Genomic DNA, 16,082 nt, shown 5'->3' on the forward strand with positions numbered 1-16,082 from the left:
GCCCGCAACCGCCGCGCCAATGGCCGAGTCGTTGGTCGAGGTGGCCAGGCGCGGCGTCAGGCGCGTCGGCGCGGTCTCCCCATCGCGCATGAAGCGCCATTCGGGCAGGGTGGAGATACCCGTGGTCTGGATGACGGTGTGGTGGGCAAGATCGTCGGGCGTGGCTGGCGTGCCGAACCGGGCCAGATAGTCAGGCGCGGCGCAGACCACGCGGCGGACCCGACCGACCGGGATGGCCTGCAACGACGAACTGGGCAGTGGGCCGATGCGGACCCCGACGTCGATACCTTCCTCGACGAAATTGACGTTGCGGTCGATCAGCAGGCATTCGGCATCGACTTCCGGATAGCGTCGCAGATACTCGACCACGATCGGCGTGACGAACCGACGCCCGAACAGGACCGAAGCCGTGATCGACAGCTTGCCACGCGGCGCGGCATGGGCGCCCGTGGTGGCAAGCTCGGCTTCCTCGATCTCGGCCAGGATGCGGCGGCAGTTTTCGTAGTAGGTGGCGCCGGTTGCCGTCGGGCGCACCAGCCGCGTGGTGCGTGTGAGCAGGCGCACGCCCAGGTGTGTCTCCAGCTCGGTGATGACGCGGCTGACCACCGAGAGCGACACGTCGAGCTTCCGGGCGGCGGGCGTGAAGCCGCCGGTATCCACCACGGTCACGAACGTCTTCATGGCCTGCAGGCGATCCACCGTCGTTCTCCGTCAGGCGGTGGGGCCGTTGCTGCCGATATCGCCGTTCTCGTCGATACCGTGCGCGTTCAGGTCCCAGCAGGCGATGAACAGCGCTGCGATCAGCGGCCCGATGACGAAGCCGTTGAGTCCGAACAGCGCCATGCCACCGAGCGTGGAGATCAGCACCACGTAGTCCGGCATCTGGGTGTCCTTGCCAACCAGGATCGGGCGCAGCACATTGTCGACCATGCCGATCACCAGCACGCCGAACCCAATCAGCACCAGGCCCGTGACCGTCGAGCCGGTCAGCAGGAAGTAGACCGCGACGGGTGCCCAGATCAGGCCTGCGCCCACGGCGGGCAGCAGCGACAGGAACGCCATGATCACGCCCCAGAGCAGCGCGCCCTGGATACCAAGGACCGCGAAGATGCCGCCGCCGAGTGTCCCCTGCACGAGTGCCACAGCCACGTTGCCCTTCACGGTGGCGCGTACCACGGTGGTGAACTTCTGGATCAGGTGCTGCTTGTACAAATCGCTGAGCGGCACGGCCGTGCGGATCTTGCGGGACAGCCGAGGGCCGTCGCGCAGCAGGAAGAACAGCAGGTACAGCATGATGCCGAAGCTGATCACGAACTGGGCCGTATTCTGGCCGATGCTCAGTGCCCGCGTGGCCACGAACTGGCTGGCCTGCAATGCGCTGGCGCTCAGCTTTTCCTGCAAGTCCGCGATGCTGGTCAGATCCACCTTTGCCAGCAGCGTGCGCACGTAGGGCGGCAGGGCGTCCACGGCGCGCTGAAAGTACACGCCGAAATTCAGTTGGCCCGAGCGGATGCTGTCGTAGAGGCTGGCGCCCTGGTTGATCAGCGAGGCGGTGATGATCGTCAGCGGCAGGATGACCAGCACCAGCACCAGAAGCAGTGTGAGCAGCGCGGCCACGTTGTTGCGCCCACGCAGCCCGGCCGTCAGGCGCCGTTGCAACGGGGCGAAGATGATGGCGAGGACGGCGCCCCAGAAAACAGCGCCATAGAAGGGCAGCAGAATCCAGAAGAACGCGATGGAGACCGCCGCGAGCAACAACAGGAACGTCTTGTGATACAGACCGGGTGATTCGGCCATGGTGGAATCCTTAAGCGCAAGCCAGCAGCCATTCTACGATGCCGTGAGGTCGCCACCCGTGACATGTGCCCCGGTGTGGCCGCACGGCCGTGAATGGCCCTATTTGCGCTGTCCGGGCTCCGCTACCGACCGGGCGGCCGCCAGATTGGCGGCGATCCGGCCGGCGGTCTGCGAATCCGGGGGCAGCAGCCGGTACAGGTGCTCCCAGTAGGCGATCGCGCCAGCCTTGTCGCCGCGTTCGGCCGCGGCGCTGGCGGCCAGCGCCAGCCCCTTCGGGTCGTCGGGGTCGAGCCGCAGCGCGGCGTCGATCTGTGCCATCGCCGGGCCTTCCAGCGATCCGCCGTTGACGCTGGCCAGCACGTCCGCGTAGTCGGAACGCAGCGACGCCACCTTCGGCTCCAGCGCTACCGCGCGAGCGAATGCCTCCGCTGCGTCGTCGTTGCGTTCGAGCACGGTGTACGAACGCCCCAGCATGACCCAGCCCTCGGCGTCGTTCGGATTCCTGCGCAGGCGCGCGGCGAGCTGGTCGACCATGTCCTCGACGCGGGCCGCCGTCAGGGTGACCTCGCCATCGGGGCCGTGAGGTCCATCGTGCGCCACCGCAGACCCGAGCAGCGATACTGGCGAGCCCAGGTGCAGATACAGCGCGACGGCCACCGGTGGCAACACGGTAAACAGCATCGCATTGGTCAGCAGCGATTGGCGGCGCGCGGGCGATTGCATGTCCCGTTCTGTCTCCGCCACGGCATCGCCCGCTGCCATCTGGCGGCGCCTGCCGCGCCAGAGCCAGGCCAGCACCGCCACGAGCAGGAGGAAGGGGCCGAGCCACAGCAGCCACGTCTGTGGCTTGAACGGCGGCTTGTAGAGCACGAAGTCGCCGTAGCGCTGGACCAGATAGGTCTTGATCGCATCGTCGCTGGCCCCTTGCACCATCTGGGCCCGGATCTGGCGGCGCAGGTCGACGGCCAGATCGGCGTTCGAATCGGCCAGTGTCTGGTTCTGGCAGACCAGGCACCGAAGCTGCGAGGAGAGCGCCAGCACGCGCGCGTCGAGTTCCGCATCCGTCAGCGCGAATGCTGCCCCGGCATGGAGCGCGATCAGCAGGGTCAGCGTGGAGAGCCAGGTTCTAGGCACGGCTGCCCCCGTTCTCAAGCGATTTCAGCAGTGGCAGCAGCTTCTGTTCAAGGACCTGCTGTGTGACCGGGCCGACCTGGCGATAGCGCACCACGCCCGCTGCGTCGATGATGAAGGTCTCCGGCACACCGTACACGCCGAGGTCGATGCCGACGCGGCCATCCGCATCGACGGCCGAGGCCTTGTAGGGGTCGCCCATCCGTTGCAGCCACTCCAGCGCCGCGCCGCGCGTGTCCTTGTAGTTCAGTCCATAGAGCGGCACCTGCGTCTGCCCGGCCATGCCGAGCAGGACCGGATGCTCGGCGCGGCACGCGGTGCACCAGGACGCCCAGACATTCAACACCCAGACCTTGCCGCGCAGGCTGGCCGGGTCGAATTTTTGCGCGTTGGCGTTTGCAGAGGTTTCGAGTACCGGCAGCACGAACGCAGGCGCAGGCTTGCCCACCAGCGACGAAGGCAGCTCGCGTGGATCGTGGCGCAGCCCCGCCGCCAGGGCGATCACGATCGCCAGGAATACGCCCAATGGAAGCAGGAAGCGCATCATGCTTCGGACTCCTTGCCGGCTGGCAGCGTCAGCGGGGGCGTGGCGGGGCGAGCCCCCGCATCGTCATTGGCCGTGACCGCAGACGTGACCGCCATCGCCGGATGGCGCGCGCGATATCGGCGGTCGCTGGCGGCAAGGAGCCCGCCCAGCGCCATCAACGCGCAGCCGCCCCAGACCCACGAGACGAAGGGCTTCACGTAGACCCGCAGCGCCCAGCGGGCATCGGCGGACGTGGCATCCGACGAATCGCCGAGCGCCACATAGAGATCGCGTGCGAGCCCGGTGTCGATGGCGGCCTCGGTGGTCGGCATGTCCTGGCTGCGGTAGACGCGCCGCTCGGTGGCGAGCGTGGTGACCGGACGGCCTTGCCGCGTCACCGTGACTGTGCCCCGCAGCGCATCGTAGTTCGGTCCCCTGACCGGCACTACGCCGTCAAAGCGGAAATCGTAGCCGCCCACCGCGACCGAGTCGCCCACGCGCATCGACAACTCGCGCACGCTCTCCTGGCTCTTGACCAGCGTGACGCCGGTGATGAACACGCCCACGCCGATGTGGGCCAGCAACATGCCGTAGTAGCCGGCCGGCAACTGGCGCAGGCCGGAGCGCCAGTCCCGCGCGTGCCGCATCTGCGTGGCCAGGCTGGCCAGCCCGCTCATTGCGCACCACGCGGCCAGCGTGAGGCCGAGTCCGGTCATGGCGGAGCTGTTGCGCAGCACGGCCAGCAGCCCAAGCGCGATGACCACACTTGCCACGGCCGCCCAGCGCAGTCGCCTGGCCATGTCGGGCAGGTCGCTGCGTCCCCAGCGTGCCAGCGGGGCGGCGCCCATCAGCAGCACGGCGGGGGCCATCAGCGGCACGAACACTTCTTCGAAGTACTCGGGGCCGACCGATACCTTGCCGAGGTCCAGCACGTCCAGCAGCAGCGGATACAGCGTGCCGAGCAGCACCGCCGAGGCGGCCACGGCCAGCAGCACGTTATTGGCCAGCAGGAAAGATTCGCGCGAGGTCAGGTTGAAATCGGTGCGCTGGGTCAGCCGGGGCGCGCGCCACGCGAATAGCGCGAGCGCCAGCCCCGTGACCAGTCCCAGCAACGTCAGGATGAAGATGCCGCGCCGGGGATCCACCGCGAATGCGTGGACCGAGGTAAGCACGCCAGAGCGGACCAGGAACGTGCCGAGCAGGCTCAGCGAGAACGTGAAGATCGCCAGCAGAGCGGTCCAGGCGCGGAACGCGCCGCGCTTCTCGGTGACCGCCAGCGAGTGGATCAGCGCGGTGCCGGCCAGCCAGGGCATGAACGACGCGTTCTCCACCGGGTCCCAGAACCACCAGCCGCCCCAGCCCAGTTCGTAGTAGGCCCACATGCTGCCCATCGCAATACCGATGGTCAGGAACATCCACGCCAGGATCGTCCACGGGCGCGACCAGCGTGCCCAGGCCGCGTCGAGTCGTCCTTCGAGCAAGGCCGCCACCGCGAATGAGAACGCCACCGCGAAGCCGACGTAGCCCATGTACAGGAATGGCGGATGGAACACCATGCCGGGGTCCTGCAGCAGCGGATTGAGGTCGCGCCCCTCCATCGCGCGGGGCAACAGACGCAGGAACGGATTCGATGCGAACAGCACGAACAGCAGCAGTCCGGTGCTGATGGCCCCCATCACGCCGAGCACGCGCGCGACGAACGCCAGTGGCAGGCGGCGGCTGAAGCCAGCCACGGCCATTGCCCACAGCGCCAGCATCAGCGACCACAGCAGCATCGATCCCTCATGGCCGCCCCATACCGCCGCCATGCGGTAGATCAGCGGCAGCGCGCTGTTAGAGTTCGCCGCCACGTAAAGCACGCTGAAGTCGTTGTCGACGAAGGCGTATGTCAGCGAGAGGTAGGCCGCGATCAGCAGCGTGCCATGCAGGAAGGCAGCGGGCCGTGCAAGGCACATCCAGGCAACATTGCCGCGCGCCGCGCCCACCATCGGCAGCGTTGCCAGCACCAGCGCCACGAGCATGGCCAGGATCAGTGCGAAGTGGCCCAGTTCCGGATTCATCGCGTTTTTTCCGTGGGGTTGTCCGATGCGGCGCGTTTGAGCGCGTCGGCGGCTTCGGGCGGCATGTAGTTCTCGTCATGCTTGGCCAGGATTTCGCTGGCGACGAACGTGCCGTCGCGATCGAGCGCCCCGCGTGCCACCACGCCCTTGCCCTCGCGGAACAGGTCCGGCAGCAGGCCACGGTAGACCACGGGTATGTCGTGCCGTGTATCGGTCACGACGAAGCGGATCGTCAGGTTTTCTGGATCGCGCTTCAGCGAGCCGGGGGCGACCAGGCCGCCGAGACGAAAATTGCGCGATGCCGGCGCTTCGTGCGCGGCCACCTGGGTTGGGCTGAAGAAGAAGACGAGATTGGAGCGAAACGCATTCAGTACGAATGCCAGTGCCGTGCCGCCGCACAGCAGCGCGGCCAGCAGCAGACCGAGGCGACGTTGCCTGCGCGTCATCGGCGCGACCTTGCCCGCAGGCTGTTGCGGCGCCGCGCGCGAAGCAGGATCAGTTCCGCGGCGATTAGCACGAAGGTCATGCCGAAGGCGCTTGCGATATAGCCGGCGTGTCCGGCCAGCATGTCGAGATTCAGCGTGCTCATGGCAAGGTCTCCAGGGTGCCGGTGTCGATCTCGCCGCGCTCGCGCAGGATGCAGCGCAGGCGCACCAGCGCCACGCCGATCGCGTACAGCCAGCACGCCACCGTCATCGTCAACATGCCGGCCAGCATCGTGGCCGCCATAGTTGGCGCGGCGGTCAGGCTGACCGATGCGCCCTGGTGCAGCGTGTTCCACCATTGCACGGAAAAGTAGATCACTGGCACATTCGCCACGCCGACCAGCGCCAGCACGGCGCAGGCACGTTCTGCGCGACGGGGCTCGTCGATGGCTGCCTCCAGCGCCATGTAGCCGAGGTAGAGGAACAGCAGGATCAGTTCCGATGTCAGCCGCGCGTCCCAGACCCAGTACGTGCCCCACGTGGGTTTGCCCCAGAGTGCCCCGGTCCATAGCGCGATGACCGTGAACATCGCGCCCGTGGGCGCCAGCGCCGACGCCATCATCGAGGACAGCCGCGTGCGCAGCACCAGCGCCAGCGCGCACCAGCCCGCCATGACCACGTAGATGAACATCGACATCCACGCTGCCGGCACGTGGATGAAGATGATCCGGTAGACCTCGCCCTGCTGGGCATCGGTGGGCGCCACCACGAATCCGAGGTACAGGCCGAGGGCCAGGAACAGCGCCGCAACGGCGAAGCACCAGGGCGCAAGCCGTCCGGCAAGCGGGTAGAAGCGCACTGGCGCGGCAAAGGCCAGCCAGCGCGCCCGCGCGGTGCGTGGGGAACGGGCGTTGGCGTCGAGGGAAATGTCGCGCTGCATCGTGTTACTCCATGGCGATGCGCAAGCCTGCCGCCGTGGCCAGCGGACACAGGAACAACGATAGCGCCAGGCAGGCCCCGAGTAGCGAAAATTGCGGGATCACGTCGAGTCCGGCATCGGCCGCCGCGCCCGCGCTGGCGCCGAACACCAGCACAGGAATTGACAGCGGCAGCACCAGGATGCACAACAGCACCGCGCCACCGCGCACGCCCAGCGTCAATGCCGCGCCAACGGCGCCGATCAGGCTAAGTGCAGGAGTTCCCACCAGCAGCGAGGCCGACAGCAGCAGCGCGGAGCCAGCCGGCAGGCTGTATTGCTGGGCCAGCAGCGGCGTCAGCACGAGCAGCGGCAGGCCGCTGGTCAGCCAGTGCGCGCCGATCTTGGCCAGCACGAGCAAGGCCAGCGGGTGGGGCGACAGCAGGAGTTGGTCGAGACTGCCATCCTCGTGTTCCTGTGTGAACAGCCGCGACAGCGACAGCATTGACGCGAGCAGCGCCGATACCCACAGGATGCCCGGCGCCAGCGCGCGCAATTGCTGCGGGTCCGGGCCGATGGCCAGCGGAAAGAGACTCGTGGCGATGACGAAGAAGACCACGCTGGAAAGCAGCCCGGTGCGCCGCCGCCAAGCGATCGACAGGTCGTGCGCGATGATCGTGCCGATGGCCTGGATCATGGCGAACCCGCGTCTGTGGCGAGATCGAGCACGGCACCCTCGGCGGGCAGCCGCTGATGCGTGGCGACCACGGCGATGCCGCCCCGCTGCAGGTGCTCGGCGAGCAGCGTGTGGAAGCAGTCGGTCGATGCGTCGTCGAGCGAAGTCAGCGGTTCATCGAGCAGCCATAGCGCGCGTGGCGTCAGCGCCAGCCGGGCCAGCGCCACGCGGCGGCGCTGTCCTTGCGAGAGCGTGCGCGCCGGGGCATCGGCGACGCGATCGAGGCCGAACCGGGCCAGTGCATGGTGCATGGCTTCCGCATCGGGCTGCTGGCCAGCCATGCGAGCGGCGAACTGAAGATTCTCGAAAGCAGACAGGTCGGGGTAGATGCCGTTGACGTGGCCGAGGTAGGCAACCTGCGCAAGATAGTCGGGGTCTCCGGCCCGCACCGGGCGGCCTCGCCAGTACAGGTCGCCCTCGGCGGGTGGCATCAGGCTGGACAACACGCGTAGCAGGCTGGTCTTGCCAGCACCGTTCGGGCCCATCACCTGCAACAGGTCGCCGAATGCCAGGGAAAGGCCGAGGCCGCGGAAGATAGCGCAATGGCCGCGCCGGACGCCAAGCTCGCGGGCCTCCAGTACCGCGTCGGCCATAGGCTATTGCTCCTCGGCCTTGGAGATGTCAGGCAGATGGTGGGCGATCCCTTTGTGGCAATCGATGCAGGTCTTTTCCTTGTTGGCCAGATAGGTCGAGTGCATGGCCTGCGCGCGCGGGCTCTGGCGCGTGAAGTCCATCGACTGGTAGTCGTGGCAATTGCGGCACTCGAGCGAGTCGTTTGCCTTGAAGCGGGCCCATTCGTGCTGCGCCAGTTCCAGCCGGTGCGCCTGGAACTTTTCGCGCGTGTCCACGGTGCCGAAGATCTTGGCCCAGACTTCCTTCGACGCCTGCATCTTGCGCGCCATCTTGTCGGTCCAGTTGTGCGGCACGTGGCAGTCCGAGCATTTGGCGCGCACGCCGCTGCGGTTGGTGAAGTGGATCGTGCCCTGCAGTTCCTGGTAGACGTTGTCGCGCATCTCGTGGCAGCCGGTGCAGAATTGCTCGGTGTTGGTGAGTTCCAGCGCCGTATTGAACGCGCCCCAGAACACCACACCGGCGATGAAGCCGCCCAGGGTCAGGAATCCCAGGCTGAAGTAGGCACTGGGGCGGTTGATGGTATGCCAGTAGCGCTTGATCAGGTCCCACATGATCGGTCACCGTCGCCTGGTTATTTGGCACCCTTGGTGCCGCCACTGCGTTTGAGGATCGCCTCCACATCGACGAACGTGTTGTTCACCAGCGGCTTGGCGTCGGCCTGCGGCACGTGGCATTGCGTGCAGAAGTAGCGCCGGGGCGAGATCTCGGCCAGCACGTTGTTGTCACGATCCATGTAGTGCGTGATGCTGACCGGGATGGCCTGCGTTTCCTCCGTGCGCGTGCGCGCGTGGCAGAACATGCAGCGGTTGAAGTCCTTGTCGAGCTGGTAGCTGTCGATCTTGTGGGGGATCGTCGGCGGTTGCATCGTGTAGTTGCGGGTGCGGCGGATATCCTTGTTCTCGGTCGGGAACAGGATTGGCGGAGAGGTCTCGCTGGCCACCGGCGTGGGGCCACGCATCGAGTCCACCAGGCCCTGCGCGCGCGCCAGCGGCACGCTGAGCAGCATGACCACCAGCATGAGGACCAGCAGGGGCAGGGGGACCCAGGATCGGCTTGGCAACATGGCGTGTCCTCCTGTACTCATACCTTGACGATCTTGACCGCGCACTTCTTGAAGTCGGTCTGCAGCGAGATCGGGCAGGTTGCGTCGAGCGTGACCTTGTTGATCAGCTGGCTGGCATCGAACCAGGGCACGAATACCAGACCGCGCGGCGGCGCGTCGCGTCCGCGGGTTTCGATGCGCGTGCGCATACGGCCGCGCCGCGAGACCACTTCCACTTCCACCCCGCGCCGCAGCCCCAGTGCCTTGGCGTCTTCCGGATGCATGAAGCACACCGCATTCGGGAAGGCGCGGTACAGCTCCGGCACGCGCCGTGTCATCGAGCCGGAGTGCCAGTGTTCAAGCACGCGGCCCGTGGCCAGCCAGAACGGGTATTCCTTGTCCGGGGACTCGGCCGGCGGCTCGTAGGGCAGGGCGTAGATCACGGCCTTGCCGTCCGGGTTGCCGTAGAACTGGAAGCCGGTACCCGCCTTCACGTACGGGTCCGAGCCTTCGCGATAGCGCCAGCGCGTCTCCTTGCCGTTGACCACCGGCCAGCGCAGGCCGCGTGCCTCGTGGTACATGTCGAACGGCGCCAGGTCGTGGCCGTGGCCACGGCCGAAGGTCGCGTATTCCTCGAACAGGCCCTTCTGGACGTAGAAGCCGAAAGCCTTGGACTCGTAGTTGTTGTAGTCGGAGGCGGTTTCCTTGAGTGGAAACTTGTCGACCTGACCGTTGCGATACAGCACGTCGAAGAGCGTCTTGCCCTTGTACTCGGGCTTCTTCGCGATCAGGTCCGCCGGCCAGACGTCCTCGACCTTGAAGCGCTTCGAGAATTCCATCAACTGCCAGAGATCGGAGCGCGCCTCGCCCGGGGCGTCTACGAGCTGGTGCCAGAATTGCGTGCGGCGTTCCGCGTTACCGTACGCGCCTTCCTTTTCCACCCACATCGCGGTGGGCAGGATCAGGTCGGCCGAGAGCGCGGTGACCGTCGGGTAGGCGTCGGAGACGACGATGAAGTTCGTCGGATTGCGGTAGCCGGGCAGGGTCTCCTCCATCATGTTGGCTGCCGCCTGCATGTTGTTGTTGACCTGCACCCAGTACGCGTTGAGCTTGCCGTCCCTGAGCATCCGGTTCTGCAGGACGGCGTGGTAGCCGGGCTTGTCGGGGATGGTCCCCGCCGGCAGCTTCCAGATGCGTTCGGCTTCCTCGCGGTGCTTGGGATTGGTGACGACCATGTCGGCCGGCAGCCGGTGCGAGAACGTGCCTACCTCCCGTGCCGTGCCGCAGGCGGATGGCTGCCCTGTCAGCGAGAACGGGCTGTTGCCCGGCGTGGCGATCTTGCCCGTCAGCAGGTGGACGTTGTAGGCCATGTTGTTGACCCACGTGCCGCGCGTGTGCTGGTTGAAACCCATGGTCCACAGCGACATGACCTTGAGATTCGGGTCGGCATAAAGCTCGGCCAGTTGCTCGAGCTGCTTCTTGGGCACGCCTGAGAGCTTGCTGACGTAGTCAGCATCGTACTTCGACACGAACTTCGCGAAGTCGTCGAACGTAATCGGTTTGGAGTCGTTCGGGTTGCCGGCGTTCTTGGCCGCCTTCTGGAGCGGATTGTCCGGGCGCAGGCCATAGCCGATATCGGTCACGCCTTCCTTGAACACCGTGTACTTGTTGACGAAGTCCTTGTTGACCTTGTTATTGCGGATGATGTAGTTGGCGATAAAGTTCAGCATCGCCAGGTCGGTCTGGGGCTTGAAGATGACCGGGATATCGGCCAGGTCGAACGAACGGTGCGTGAACGTGGACAGCACGGCCACGCGGGTCTTGGGGTGGCTCAGGCGGCGGTCCGTGATGCGTGTCCACAGGATCGGGTGCATCTCCGCCATATTGGAGCCCCACAGCACAAAGACGTCGGCAGCCTCGATGTCGTCATAACAGCCCATCGGCTCGTCCATGCCGAAGGTGCGCATGAAGCCGGTCACGGCCGACGCCATGCAATGGCGCGCGTTCGGGTCGATGTTGTTGGAGCGGAACCCCGCCTTGTACAGCTTGGAAGCGGCGTAGCCTTCCCATACGGTCCACTGGCCGGAGCCGAACATGCCCACGGCGGTCGGGCCTTTCTCCTTGAGCACGCGCTTGAACTGGGCCTCCATCTCGTCGAAGGCGCGATCCCAGCTAACCGGCGCGAATTCGCCGTTCTTGTCGTACTTGCCGTTCTTCATCCGCAGCAGCGGCTTGGTCAGGCGGTCCTGCCCATACATGATCTTCGACAGGAAGTAGCCCTTCACGCAATTCAGGCCCTTGTTGACCTCGCAAAGCGGGTCGCCCTGGGTGGCCACCACCTTGTTGTCCTTGACCGCGACGGTCACACCGCACCCCGTGCCGCAGAAGCGGCAGGGCGCCTTCGACCATTTCAGTTTCGTGACTTCGCTGTCCGTCACGAAATTGGCCGCATCCGTCGGCAGCGAGACGCCCGCCACCGAGGCCGTGGCGGCGATGGCTGTCTGCTTGATGAAATCACGGCGCGTGAGTGGCATCGGAGATCTCCTCGTTCATGGCGGCGGCATCTTCGTTGTGCTGGTAGACCAGCGTGGCGGAAAAGACGCCTTCGAGTTGATGCAGACAGGTGAGTTGCGCGGCGATGGCGCGCGAGCTGGGTGCTTCCGCGGTGACGACGATCTTGCCGGCGTCACTGATCGCATGGATCTCCAGGCCAGTCATGGCCTCGATGGCCGCGCAGACGGCATCGAGCTTTTCCGGGTTCGCGTACACCATGATGCCGGCGATATGCCACTCTTCGCCGGCCGGCACGGGCACGATGGGAATGGACACTCCTGATGCTGGCATGGCGGGGGACTCCAGCTTCTCGGCTGCTCAGGCTAGCTTCGCAGCCTTGTTATGGCACGGGCATTGGACCAAAGGCCAATCCTGAATGGCAATGTTCAATGGGTTGGCGGTCCGCTGATCAGTTGGCTCATCCAGACGATGAAGCCATAGCCGGCCACGACGATGACCGAGAGCACGGGCACCATCACGGCGGTCAGAAACAGGAAGCTGCGCAGTTCTTCCGTTTTGCGTTGGGGATCTTCGACGCTGCCTGATTGCATAGCGGCCTCTGGTTATGTACAGGCTTGCCGGACTTTGCGCCGGTTATGCGTACTTATTAAAGAAACCATTAAGCGAAGTGTCAAGGCGGCCACACGCGGTGGTCACGCCGCTCCGACAGCGGTGGAATATATCAAGACGTGATCTGATTCGTGACCGTGGCCTGCGCGAAGGCGCTGAAGATGGAAAAGCGTGGTTCTGGTACCTTCGACGGAGATCGCCGTGCCCGCTGCCGGCCCAACCATACACATTGCCCGTAGAGCCATGCAAAGCAAAGATCACTGGGAGACTGTCTACGCGACGAAGCCGCCAACAGAGGTCAGTTGGTATCAATCCGCGCCGACCCTGTCACTCGACCTGATCCGCAAGCTCGATCTGCCAGCGGACGCCACCATCGCTGACATTGGCGGAGGTGCCTCCACGCTGGTTGATCATCTTTTGTCACAGGGATTTCATCGCCTGGTGGTTGTCGATCTTGCCGGCCATGCACTGGCCGCCGCGCGGGACCGTCTGGGCGCGCGGGCGGCGGGCGTGCGCTGGATCGAAGGCGATGTCACCACGCCAGTATTGCCAGAAGCGTCCGTCGATCTCTGGCATGACCGTGCCGTGTTTCACTTTCTGACTGAGTCAGAGGATCGCGGGGCGTATGTGGCGCAGGCCAGACGCGCGGTCCGGCCTGGCGGTCACCTGATCATCGCCACCTTCGCGCTGGACGGGCCCACGCAGTGCAGCGGCCTGCCGGTGGCGCGATACGACGTCGCAGGGCTGCGTGCCGAGTTCGCCCCCGCGTTCGATCTTGTCGCGCACACCACGGAGACCCATACAACCCCGGCGGGGCACAAGCAGTCATTCCTGTACTGCCACTTCGTGCCTCATCCTTCGGTCTTGATGCCCGACTGAGCCACGAGCGTCTGCCAGACCTGCTGGTCGCGTCGGAGCAACGCGGCGAACTCCTGCGCCGTCGTGCCTCTGGGCAACATGCCGCTGTCAATCAGCATCTTCGAGCCGGCAGGTGTCTTGATGATCGTCGCAAGCTCGTTCGAGAGCCGCTGCACCAGTGGCGCCGGCGTCCGGGCTGGCGCCAGCATGCCGATCCAGCCGATGGACTCGAAGCCGCTGAACCCGGCTTCGGCGAACGTCGGTACATTCGGCATTGATGGCACGCGCGACCGGCCCAGTGTTGCCAGCACCTTGATCCGGCCGGCATCGCCATAGGTCTTGGCCATCACCGTGGAGACGAAGCCTACCGGCAACTGGTTGGCCAGCAGATCGCCGATGGCTGCCGTATCGCCCTTGTAGGCGGTATGGACGATATTGATGCCGGCCTTGCGCTTGAGCAGTTCACCGTACAGATGGCCAGTGGAGCCGACCCCCAGGCTGCCATAGGCGGAGCCGGGATGTTTGCGGGCCCATTCCACGTACTCGGGCAGTGTCCTGGCCGGGGTCGCATCGCTGGCCACCAGGACCTGCGCGGCATCCGCCACGAGCGTGAGTGCCTCGAAGTCGGTCAGCGGGTTGTACAGCGGCTGGGGCTGGATCAGCGGGCTCTGGATCAGGGCGGTGTTCGTGAACAGCAGCGTGCGGCCATCAGGCGCGGCTGTGGCGACAGCGGCGGCGCCGATCATGCCAGCCGCGCCCGGGCGGTTGTCGACGATCACGTTGGTCTTCAGCGCGGTACTGAGCTTGTCTGCGATAAAGCGCGTGATCGCATCGGTGGAGCCGCCGGGCGGATAGGGCAAGACGATGCGGACCGGGCCGGTGACGGTCTGCGCCAACGCTGGGCGGTGCAGCGCGAGGCCGCCGAGCATCGCGGCGGAGAGCTTCAACAAGTGGCGTCGCTGGGTGTTCATCGTTGTCTCCAATATTCTCTTGGTCGTGTCGGGGCGCGGTGGCGGGCTGTCAGCCCACCTCTTATTCGTCCTGCTCGAACTGTTTCTGCAGTTCCCCCTTCTTGACCTTGCCCGTTGCCGTCATCGGCAACTCGTCCACCACGCGGATCTCGGGCACCTTGTAGGTCGCCATATGCTCGCGGCACCATGCCGTCAGCGCCTCGGCCGACACATTGTCATGCCCGGGGCGCAGGCGGATAAAGGCCACCGGCACCTGGCCCTTGTCCCGATCGGGACGTGCGACCACGGCGGACCCGAGTACGGCGGCATGACGCCCGAGCAGGACTTCCAGCTCGGACGGGAATACGCTCATGCCGCGCACCTTGATCATCTCCTTGCGCCGTCCAAGGAAGTGCAGGTAGCCCGCATCGTCATAGGCGCCGATATCGCCCGTCCTGAACCAGCCGTCCCGGAACACCTCCGCATTGGCGTCGGGGCGGCCCCAATAGCCCTTGAGCAGCGAAGGCGTGGTGACGACAATCTCGCCTTCCTCGCCAACGGGCAGCGTCACGCCGGTTTCGAAGTCGCAGATCTTGATGCGCGTGCCCGGCACTGGCAGACCGACGAAGACTGGCCGGCCGTGCAGGTCCATGTCGTCTGTCTGCATCCCCGTGGTGAAGGTGTCGCTCGTGTGCGTCTCCGTCATGCCCCAGGCGCCTTCGGCCACGACGCTGCCGGTCAGCGCGTGCCACTGGCGGCGCAGGTCCACGGTCAGCTTGCGGATGAACGATGCCACGCGCGTATGTTGCAGCGAGCGCATGTCGTGCCGCGCAAGCTCGGGGTGCTGCAGCAGTTCCACAAGGTTGTCGACGACCATGAACGTGCGATTGACGCGGTAGCGGTCCACGGCGGCCATGACGGCGAGGGGGTCCCAGCGCGCCAGCAGTACCAGCGTGGCGCCGCTGAAGATCGGATAGATCAACCCGAGGTTCTCGCCGGCGATCCAGAACATCGGCAGGAAGTTCAGCATCACGTCCGACGACGGCAGCTTTGCATCCTGGTCTTCGCGCCCGCTGGTGACCGCCAGCGTGGCGGCCGCCGTGTAGATCATGTCGCGCTGGGTATGCATGCAGCCCTTGGGCATACCGGTGGTACCGCCCGTGTAGTTCAGCGCGGCCAATGCATCGAGATCCACGCTCACGTCGCGCACGTTGCCCGTGCATGTCTGGATGGCCGCCATCAGGTCGATCGTGCCCGCGTGCGCCACTGGCGCGGCATCGAGTCCAGCCGGAACGGGCAGCGTGGGATGCACGGGCAGGAATTCGCCGGCCGATGTGCTGAACACCGTTTCCACGCTGGTTTGCGGCTTCACCGTCATCAGCATCGGCACAAGCGTGTCGAGCGCGATCACCATGGTCGCACCGGCATCGTTCAGCTCGTAGGCCAGTTCGTGTTCCTTGAACAGCGGATTCACGGGCACGTAGACGGCGCCAAGCTTGAGAATCGCGTAGAACACGATATGGAACTGCGGACAGTTGCCCAGCAGTACGGCCACGCGATTGCCGGGGCCGATGCCGTGGCCCCGCAGCAGTTCCGCGCAGCGCTCGCTCAGGTCGTCGAGTTCGGCGAAGGTGATCTCGCTGCCGTAGTAGATCAGCGCCGGCCGCTCAGGCTGGATGCGCGCCCATGCCCGCAGGGTCTCGCCAAGGCTGATCTCGCCGTGTGGATACTGCGGTGAGGTGGGCAGGCCGGCGGGCCAGATGCGGCGATGCCGCGCTTCAAGATCTGCGAAGAAAGCTGCGTCTTCCATCGTGTCTCCAGGAGTATTTGCTCCGCGCTCCGGCACGGCGGGAGCGGAGTCAGGGGGCAGTTCAGTCACTGCGTC

At 65.7% G+C, this 16,082-nt stretch carries 18 protein-coding genes; 1 reads left to right on the forward strand and 17 read right to left on the reverse strand.

The window, feature by feature from the left end; all coding sequences use genetic code 11:
- From RN01_RS02975 to napE, 15 genes are all read right to left on the reverse strand, one after another.
- Window positions 1-699: LysR family transcriptional regulator (locus RN01_RS02975; RefSeq protein WP_039016649.1), on the reverse strand; the 699-nt coding region annotated here is incomplete at its 3' end.
- Between the two features lie 12 nt (window positions 700-711).
- Entirely contained in the window at window positions 712-1,797 is a 1,086-nt protein-coding gene (locus RN01_RS02980) for an AI-2E family transporter (RefSeq protein ID WP_024570658.1), read from the reverse strand.
- A 99-nt stretch (window positions 1,798-1,896) separates the two neighbouring features.
- Entirely contained in the window at window positions 1,897-2,931 is a 1,035-nt protein-coding gene (locus RN01_RS35040; protein WP_024570659.1) for a cytochrome c-type biogenesis protein CcmH, read from the reverse strand.
- The gene (locus tag RN01_RS02990; RefSeq protein WP_017514931.1) at window positions 2,924-3,475 is read right to left on the reverse strand and encodes a DsbE family thiol:disulfide interchange protein; all 552 of its coding nucleotides are present in this window, start codon (window positions 3,473-3,475) and stop codon (window positions 2,924-2,926) included. Before RN01_RS02990 ends, RN01_RS35040 begins: the two co-directional genes overlap by 8 nt.
- Window positions 3,472-5,514, reverse strand: coding sequence for a heme lyase CcmF/NrfE family subunit (locus RN01_RS02995; protein WP_024570660.1), 2,043 nt, complete (start codon window positions 5,512-5,514; stop codon window positions 3,472-3,474). The genes RN01_RS02990 and RN01_RS02995 overlap by 4 nt, the downstream gene beginning before the upstream one ends.
- Window positions 5,511-5,960, reverse strand: coding sequence for a cytochrome c maturation protein CcmE (ccmE, locus tag RN01_RS03000; RefSeq protein WP_011518552.1), 450 nt, complete (start codon window positions 5,958-5,960; stop codon window positions 5,511-5,513). Before ccmE ends, RN01_RS02995 begins: the two co-directional genes overlap by 4 nt.
- Window positions 5,957-6,103 carry a heme exporter protein CcmD gene (gene ccmD / locus RN01_RS32755; protein ID WP_008644368.1) on the reverse strand — a complete coding sequence of 49 codons (147 nt, stop codon included), beginning with the start codon at window positions 6,101-6,103 and terminating at the stop codon, window positions 5,957-5,959. The genes ccmE and ccmD overlap by 4 nt, the downstream gene beginning before the upstream one ends.
- Window positions 6,100-6,879: a heme ABC transporter permease CcmC gene (gene ccmC / locus RN01_RS03005; RefSeq protein ID WP_024570661.1), complete on the reverse strand. Its 780-nt coding sequence runs from the start codon at window positions 6,877-6,879 to the stop codon at window positions 6,100-6,102. Before ccmC ends, ccmD begins: the two co-directional genes overlap by 4 nt.
- 4 nt (window positions 6,880-6,883) lie before the next feature.
- A complete protein-coding gene (gene ccmB, locus RN01_RS03010; protein ID WP_017515685.1) occupies window positions 6,884-7,552 on the reverse strand; it encodes a heme exporter protein CcmB in 669 nt (222 codons plus the stop codon).
- Entirely contained in the window at window positions 7,549-8,184 is a 636-nt protein-coding gene (gene ccmA, locus RN01_RS03015; protein ID WP_017515684.1) for a cytochrome c biogenesis heme-transporting ATPase CcmA, read from the reverse strand. The genes ccmB and ccmA overlap by 4 nt, the downstream gene beginning before the upstream one ends.
- A gap of 3 nt (window positions 8,185-8,187) precedes the next feature.
- Window positions 8,188-8,775: a cytochrome c3 family protein gene (locus tag RN01_RS03020; RefSeq protein WP_008644358.1), complete on the reverse strand. Its 588-nt coding sequence runs from the start codon at window positions 8,773-8,775 to the stop codon at window positions 8,188-8,190.
- 20 nt (window positions 8,776-8,795) lie between these two features.
- A complete protein-coding gene (locus tag RN01_RS03025; protein WP_017514417.1) occupies window positions 8,796-9,287 on the reverse strand; it encodes a nitrate reductase cytochrome c-type subunit in 492 nt (163 codons plus the stop codon).
- Window positions 9,288-9,304: 17 nt separating this feature from the next.
- Complete coding sequence (gene napA, locus RN01_RS03030; RefSeq protein WP_017514416.1) at window positions 9,305-11,800, reverse strand: periplasmic nitrate reductase subunit alpha; 2,496 nt, start codon at window positions 11,798-11,800, stop codon at window positions 9,305-9,307.
- On the reverse strand, window positions 11,781-12,110 hold the full coding sequence (locus RN01_RS03035; RefSeq protein ID WP_017514415.1) for a chaperone NapD: 330 nt from the start codon (window positions 12,108-12,110) through the stop codon (window positions 11,781-11,783). The genes napA and RN01_RS03035 overlap by 20 nt, the downstream gene beginning before the upstream one ends.
- Window positions 12,111-12,205: 95 nt before the next feature.
- Entirely contained in the window at window positions 12,206-12,370 is a 165-nt protein-coding gene (napE, locus tag RN01_RS03040) for a periplasmic nitrate reductase, NapE protein (protein ID WP_011518560.1), read from the reverse strand.
- 262 nt (window positions 12,371-12,632) lie between these two features.
- Here napE and RN01_RS03045 point away from each other — a divergent pair, with 262 nt between their 5' ends.
- Entirely contained in the window at window positions 12,633-13,268 is a 636-nt protein-coding gene (locus tag RN01_RS03045) for a class I SAM-dependent methyltransferase (protein ID WP_024570662.1), read from the forward strand.
- Here the strand turns inward: RN01_RS03045 and RN01_RS03050 are convergent.
- Together RN01_RS03050 and RN01_RS03055 are read right to left on the reverse strand one after the other, a co-directional pair.
- Window positions 13,241-14,218, reverse strand: a complete 978-nt coding sequence (locus tag RN01_RS03050; protein WP_024570663.1) for a tripartite tricarboxylate transporter substrate binding protein — start codon at window positions 14,216-14,218, stop codon at window positions 13,241-13,243. The genes RN01_RS03045 and RN01_RS03050 overlap by 28 nt on opposite strands.
- A 61-nt stretch (window positions 14,219-14,279) precedes the next feature.
- Window positions 14,280-16,007 (reverse strand): AMP-binding protein, encoded by a 1,728-nt coding sequence (locus RN01_RS03055; RefSeq protein WP_017515233.1) that lies wholly within the window; start codon window positions 16,005-16,007, stop codon window positions 14,280-14,282.
- Window positions 16,008-16,082 lie beyond the last annotated feature (75 nt).

Source organism: Cupriavidus sp. SHE (genome assembly GCF_000812445.1).
In the GTDB taxonomy this organism is placed as follows: domain Bacteria; phylum Pseudomonadota; class Gammaproteobacteria; order Burkholderiales; family Burkholderiaceae; genus Cupriavidus; species Cupriavidus metallidurans.

Coding starts and splice junctions, on each gene's coding strand:
- ccmC (WP_024570661.1), bottom strand. CDS start 6,879: ATGCAGCGCGACATTTCCCTCGACGCCAACGCCCGTTCCCCACGCACC.
- RN01_RS03050 (WP_024570663.1), bottom strand. CDS start 14,218: ATGAACACCCAGCGACGCCACTTGTTGAAGCTCTCCGCCGCGATGCTC.
- RN01_RS03045 (WP_024570662.1), top strand. CDS start 12,633: ATGCAAAGCAAAGATCACTGGGAGACTGTCTACGCGACGAAGCCGCCA.
- ccmE (WP_011518552.1), bottom strand. CDS start 5,960: ATGACGCGCAGGCAACGTCGCCTCGGTCTGCTGCTGGCCGCGCTGCTG.
- RN01_RS03035 (WP_017514415.1), bottom strand. CDS start 12,110: ATGCCAGCATCAGGAGTGTCCATTCCCATCGTGCCCGTGCCGGCCGGC.
- ccmB (WP_017515685.1), bottom strand. CDS start 7,552: ATGATCCAGGCCATCGGCACGATCATCGCGCACGACCTGTCGATCGCT.
- RN01_RS02990 (WP_017514931.1), bottom strand. CDS start 3,475: ATGATGCGCTTCCTGCTTCCATTGGGCGTATTCCTGGCGATCGTGATC.
- ccmD (WP_008644368.1), bottom strand. CDS start 6,103: ATGAGCACGCTGAATCTCGACATGCTGGCCGGACACGCCGGCTATATC.
- RN01_RS03025 (WP_017514417.1), bottom strand. CDS start 9,287: ATGTTGCCAAGCCGATCCTGGGTCCCCCTGCCCCTGCTGGTCCTCATG.
- ccmA (WP_017515684.1), bottom strand. CDS start 8,184: ATGGCCGACGCGGTACTGGAGGCCCGCGAGCTTGGCGTCCGGCGCGGC.
- napA (WP_017514416.1), bottom strand. CDS start 11,800: ATGCCACTCACGCGCCGTGATTTCATCAAGCAGACAGCCATCGCCGCC.
- RN01_RS02980 (WP_024570658.1), bottom strand. CDS start 1,797: ATGGCCGAATCACCCGGTCTGTATCACAAGACGTTCCTGTTGTTGCTC.
- napE (WP_011518560.1), bottom strand. CDS start 12,370: ATGCAATCAGGCAGCGTCGAAGATCCCCAACGCAAAACGGAAGAACTG.
- RN01_RS03055 (WP_017515233.1), bottom strand. CDS start 16,007: ATGGAAGACGCAGCTTTCTTCGCAGATCTTGAAGCGCGGCATCGCCGC.
- RN01_RS03020 (WP_008644358.1), bottom strand. CDS start 8,775: ATGTGGGACCTGATCAAGCGCTACTGGCATACCATCAACCGCCCCAGT.
- RN01_RS02995 (WP_024570660.1), bottom strand. CDS start 5,514: ATGAATCCGGAACTGGGCCACTTCGCACTGATCCTGGCCATGCTCGTG.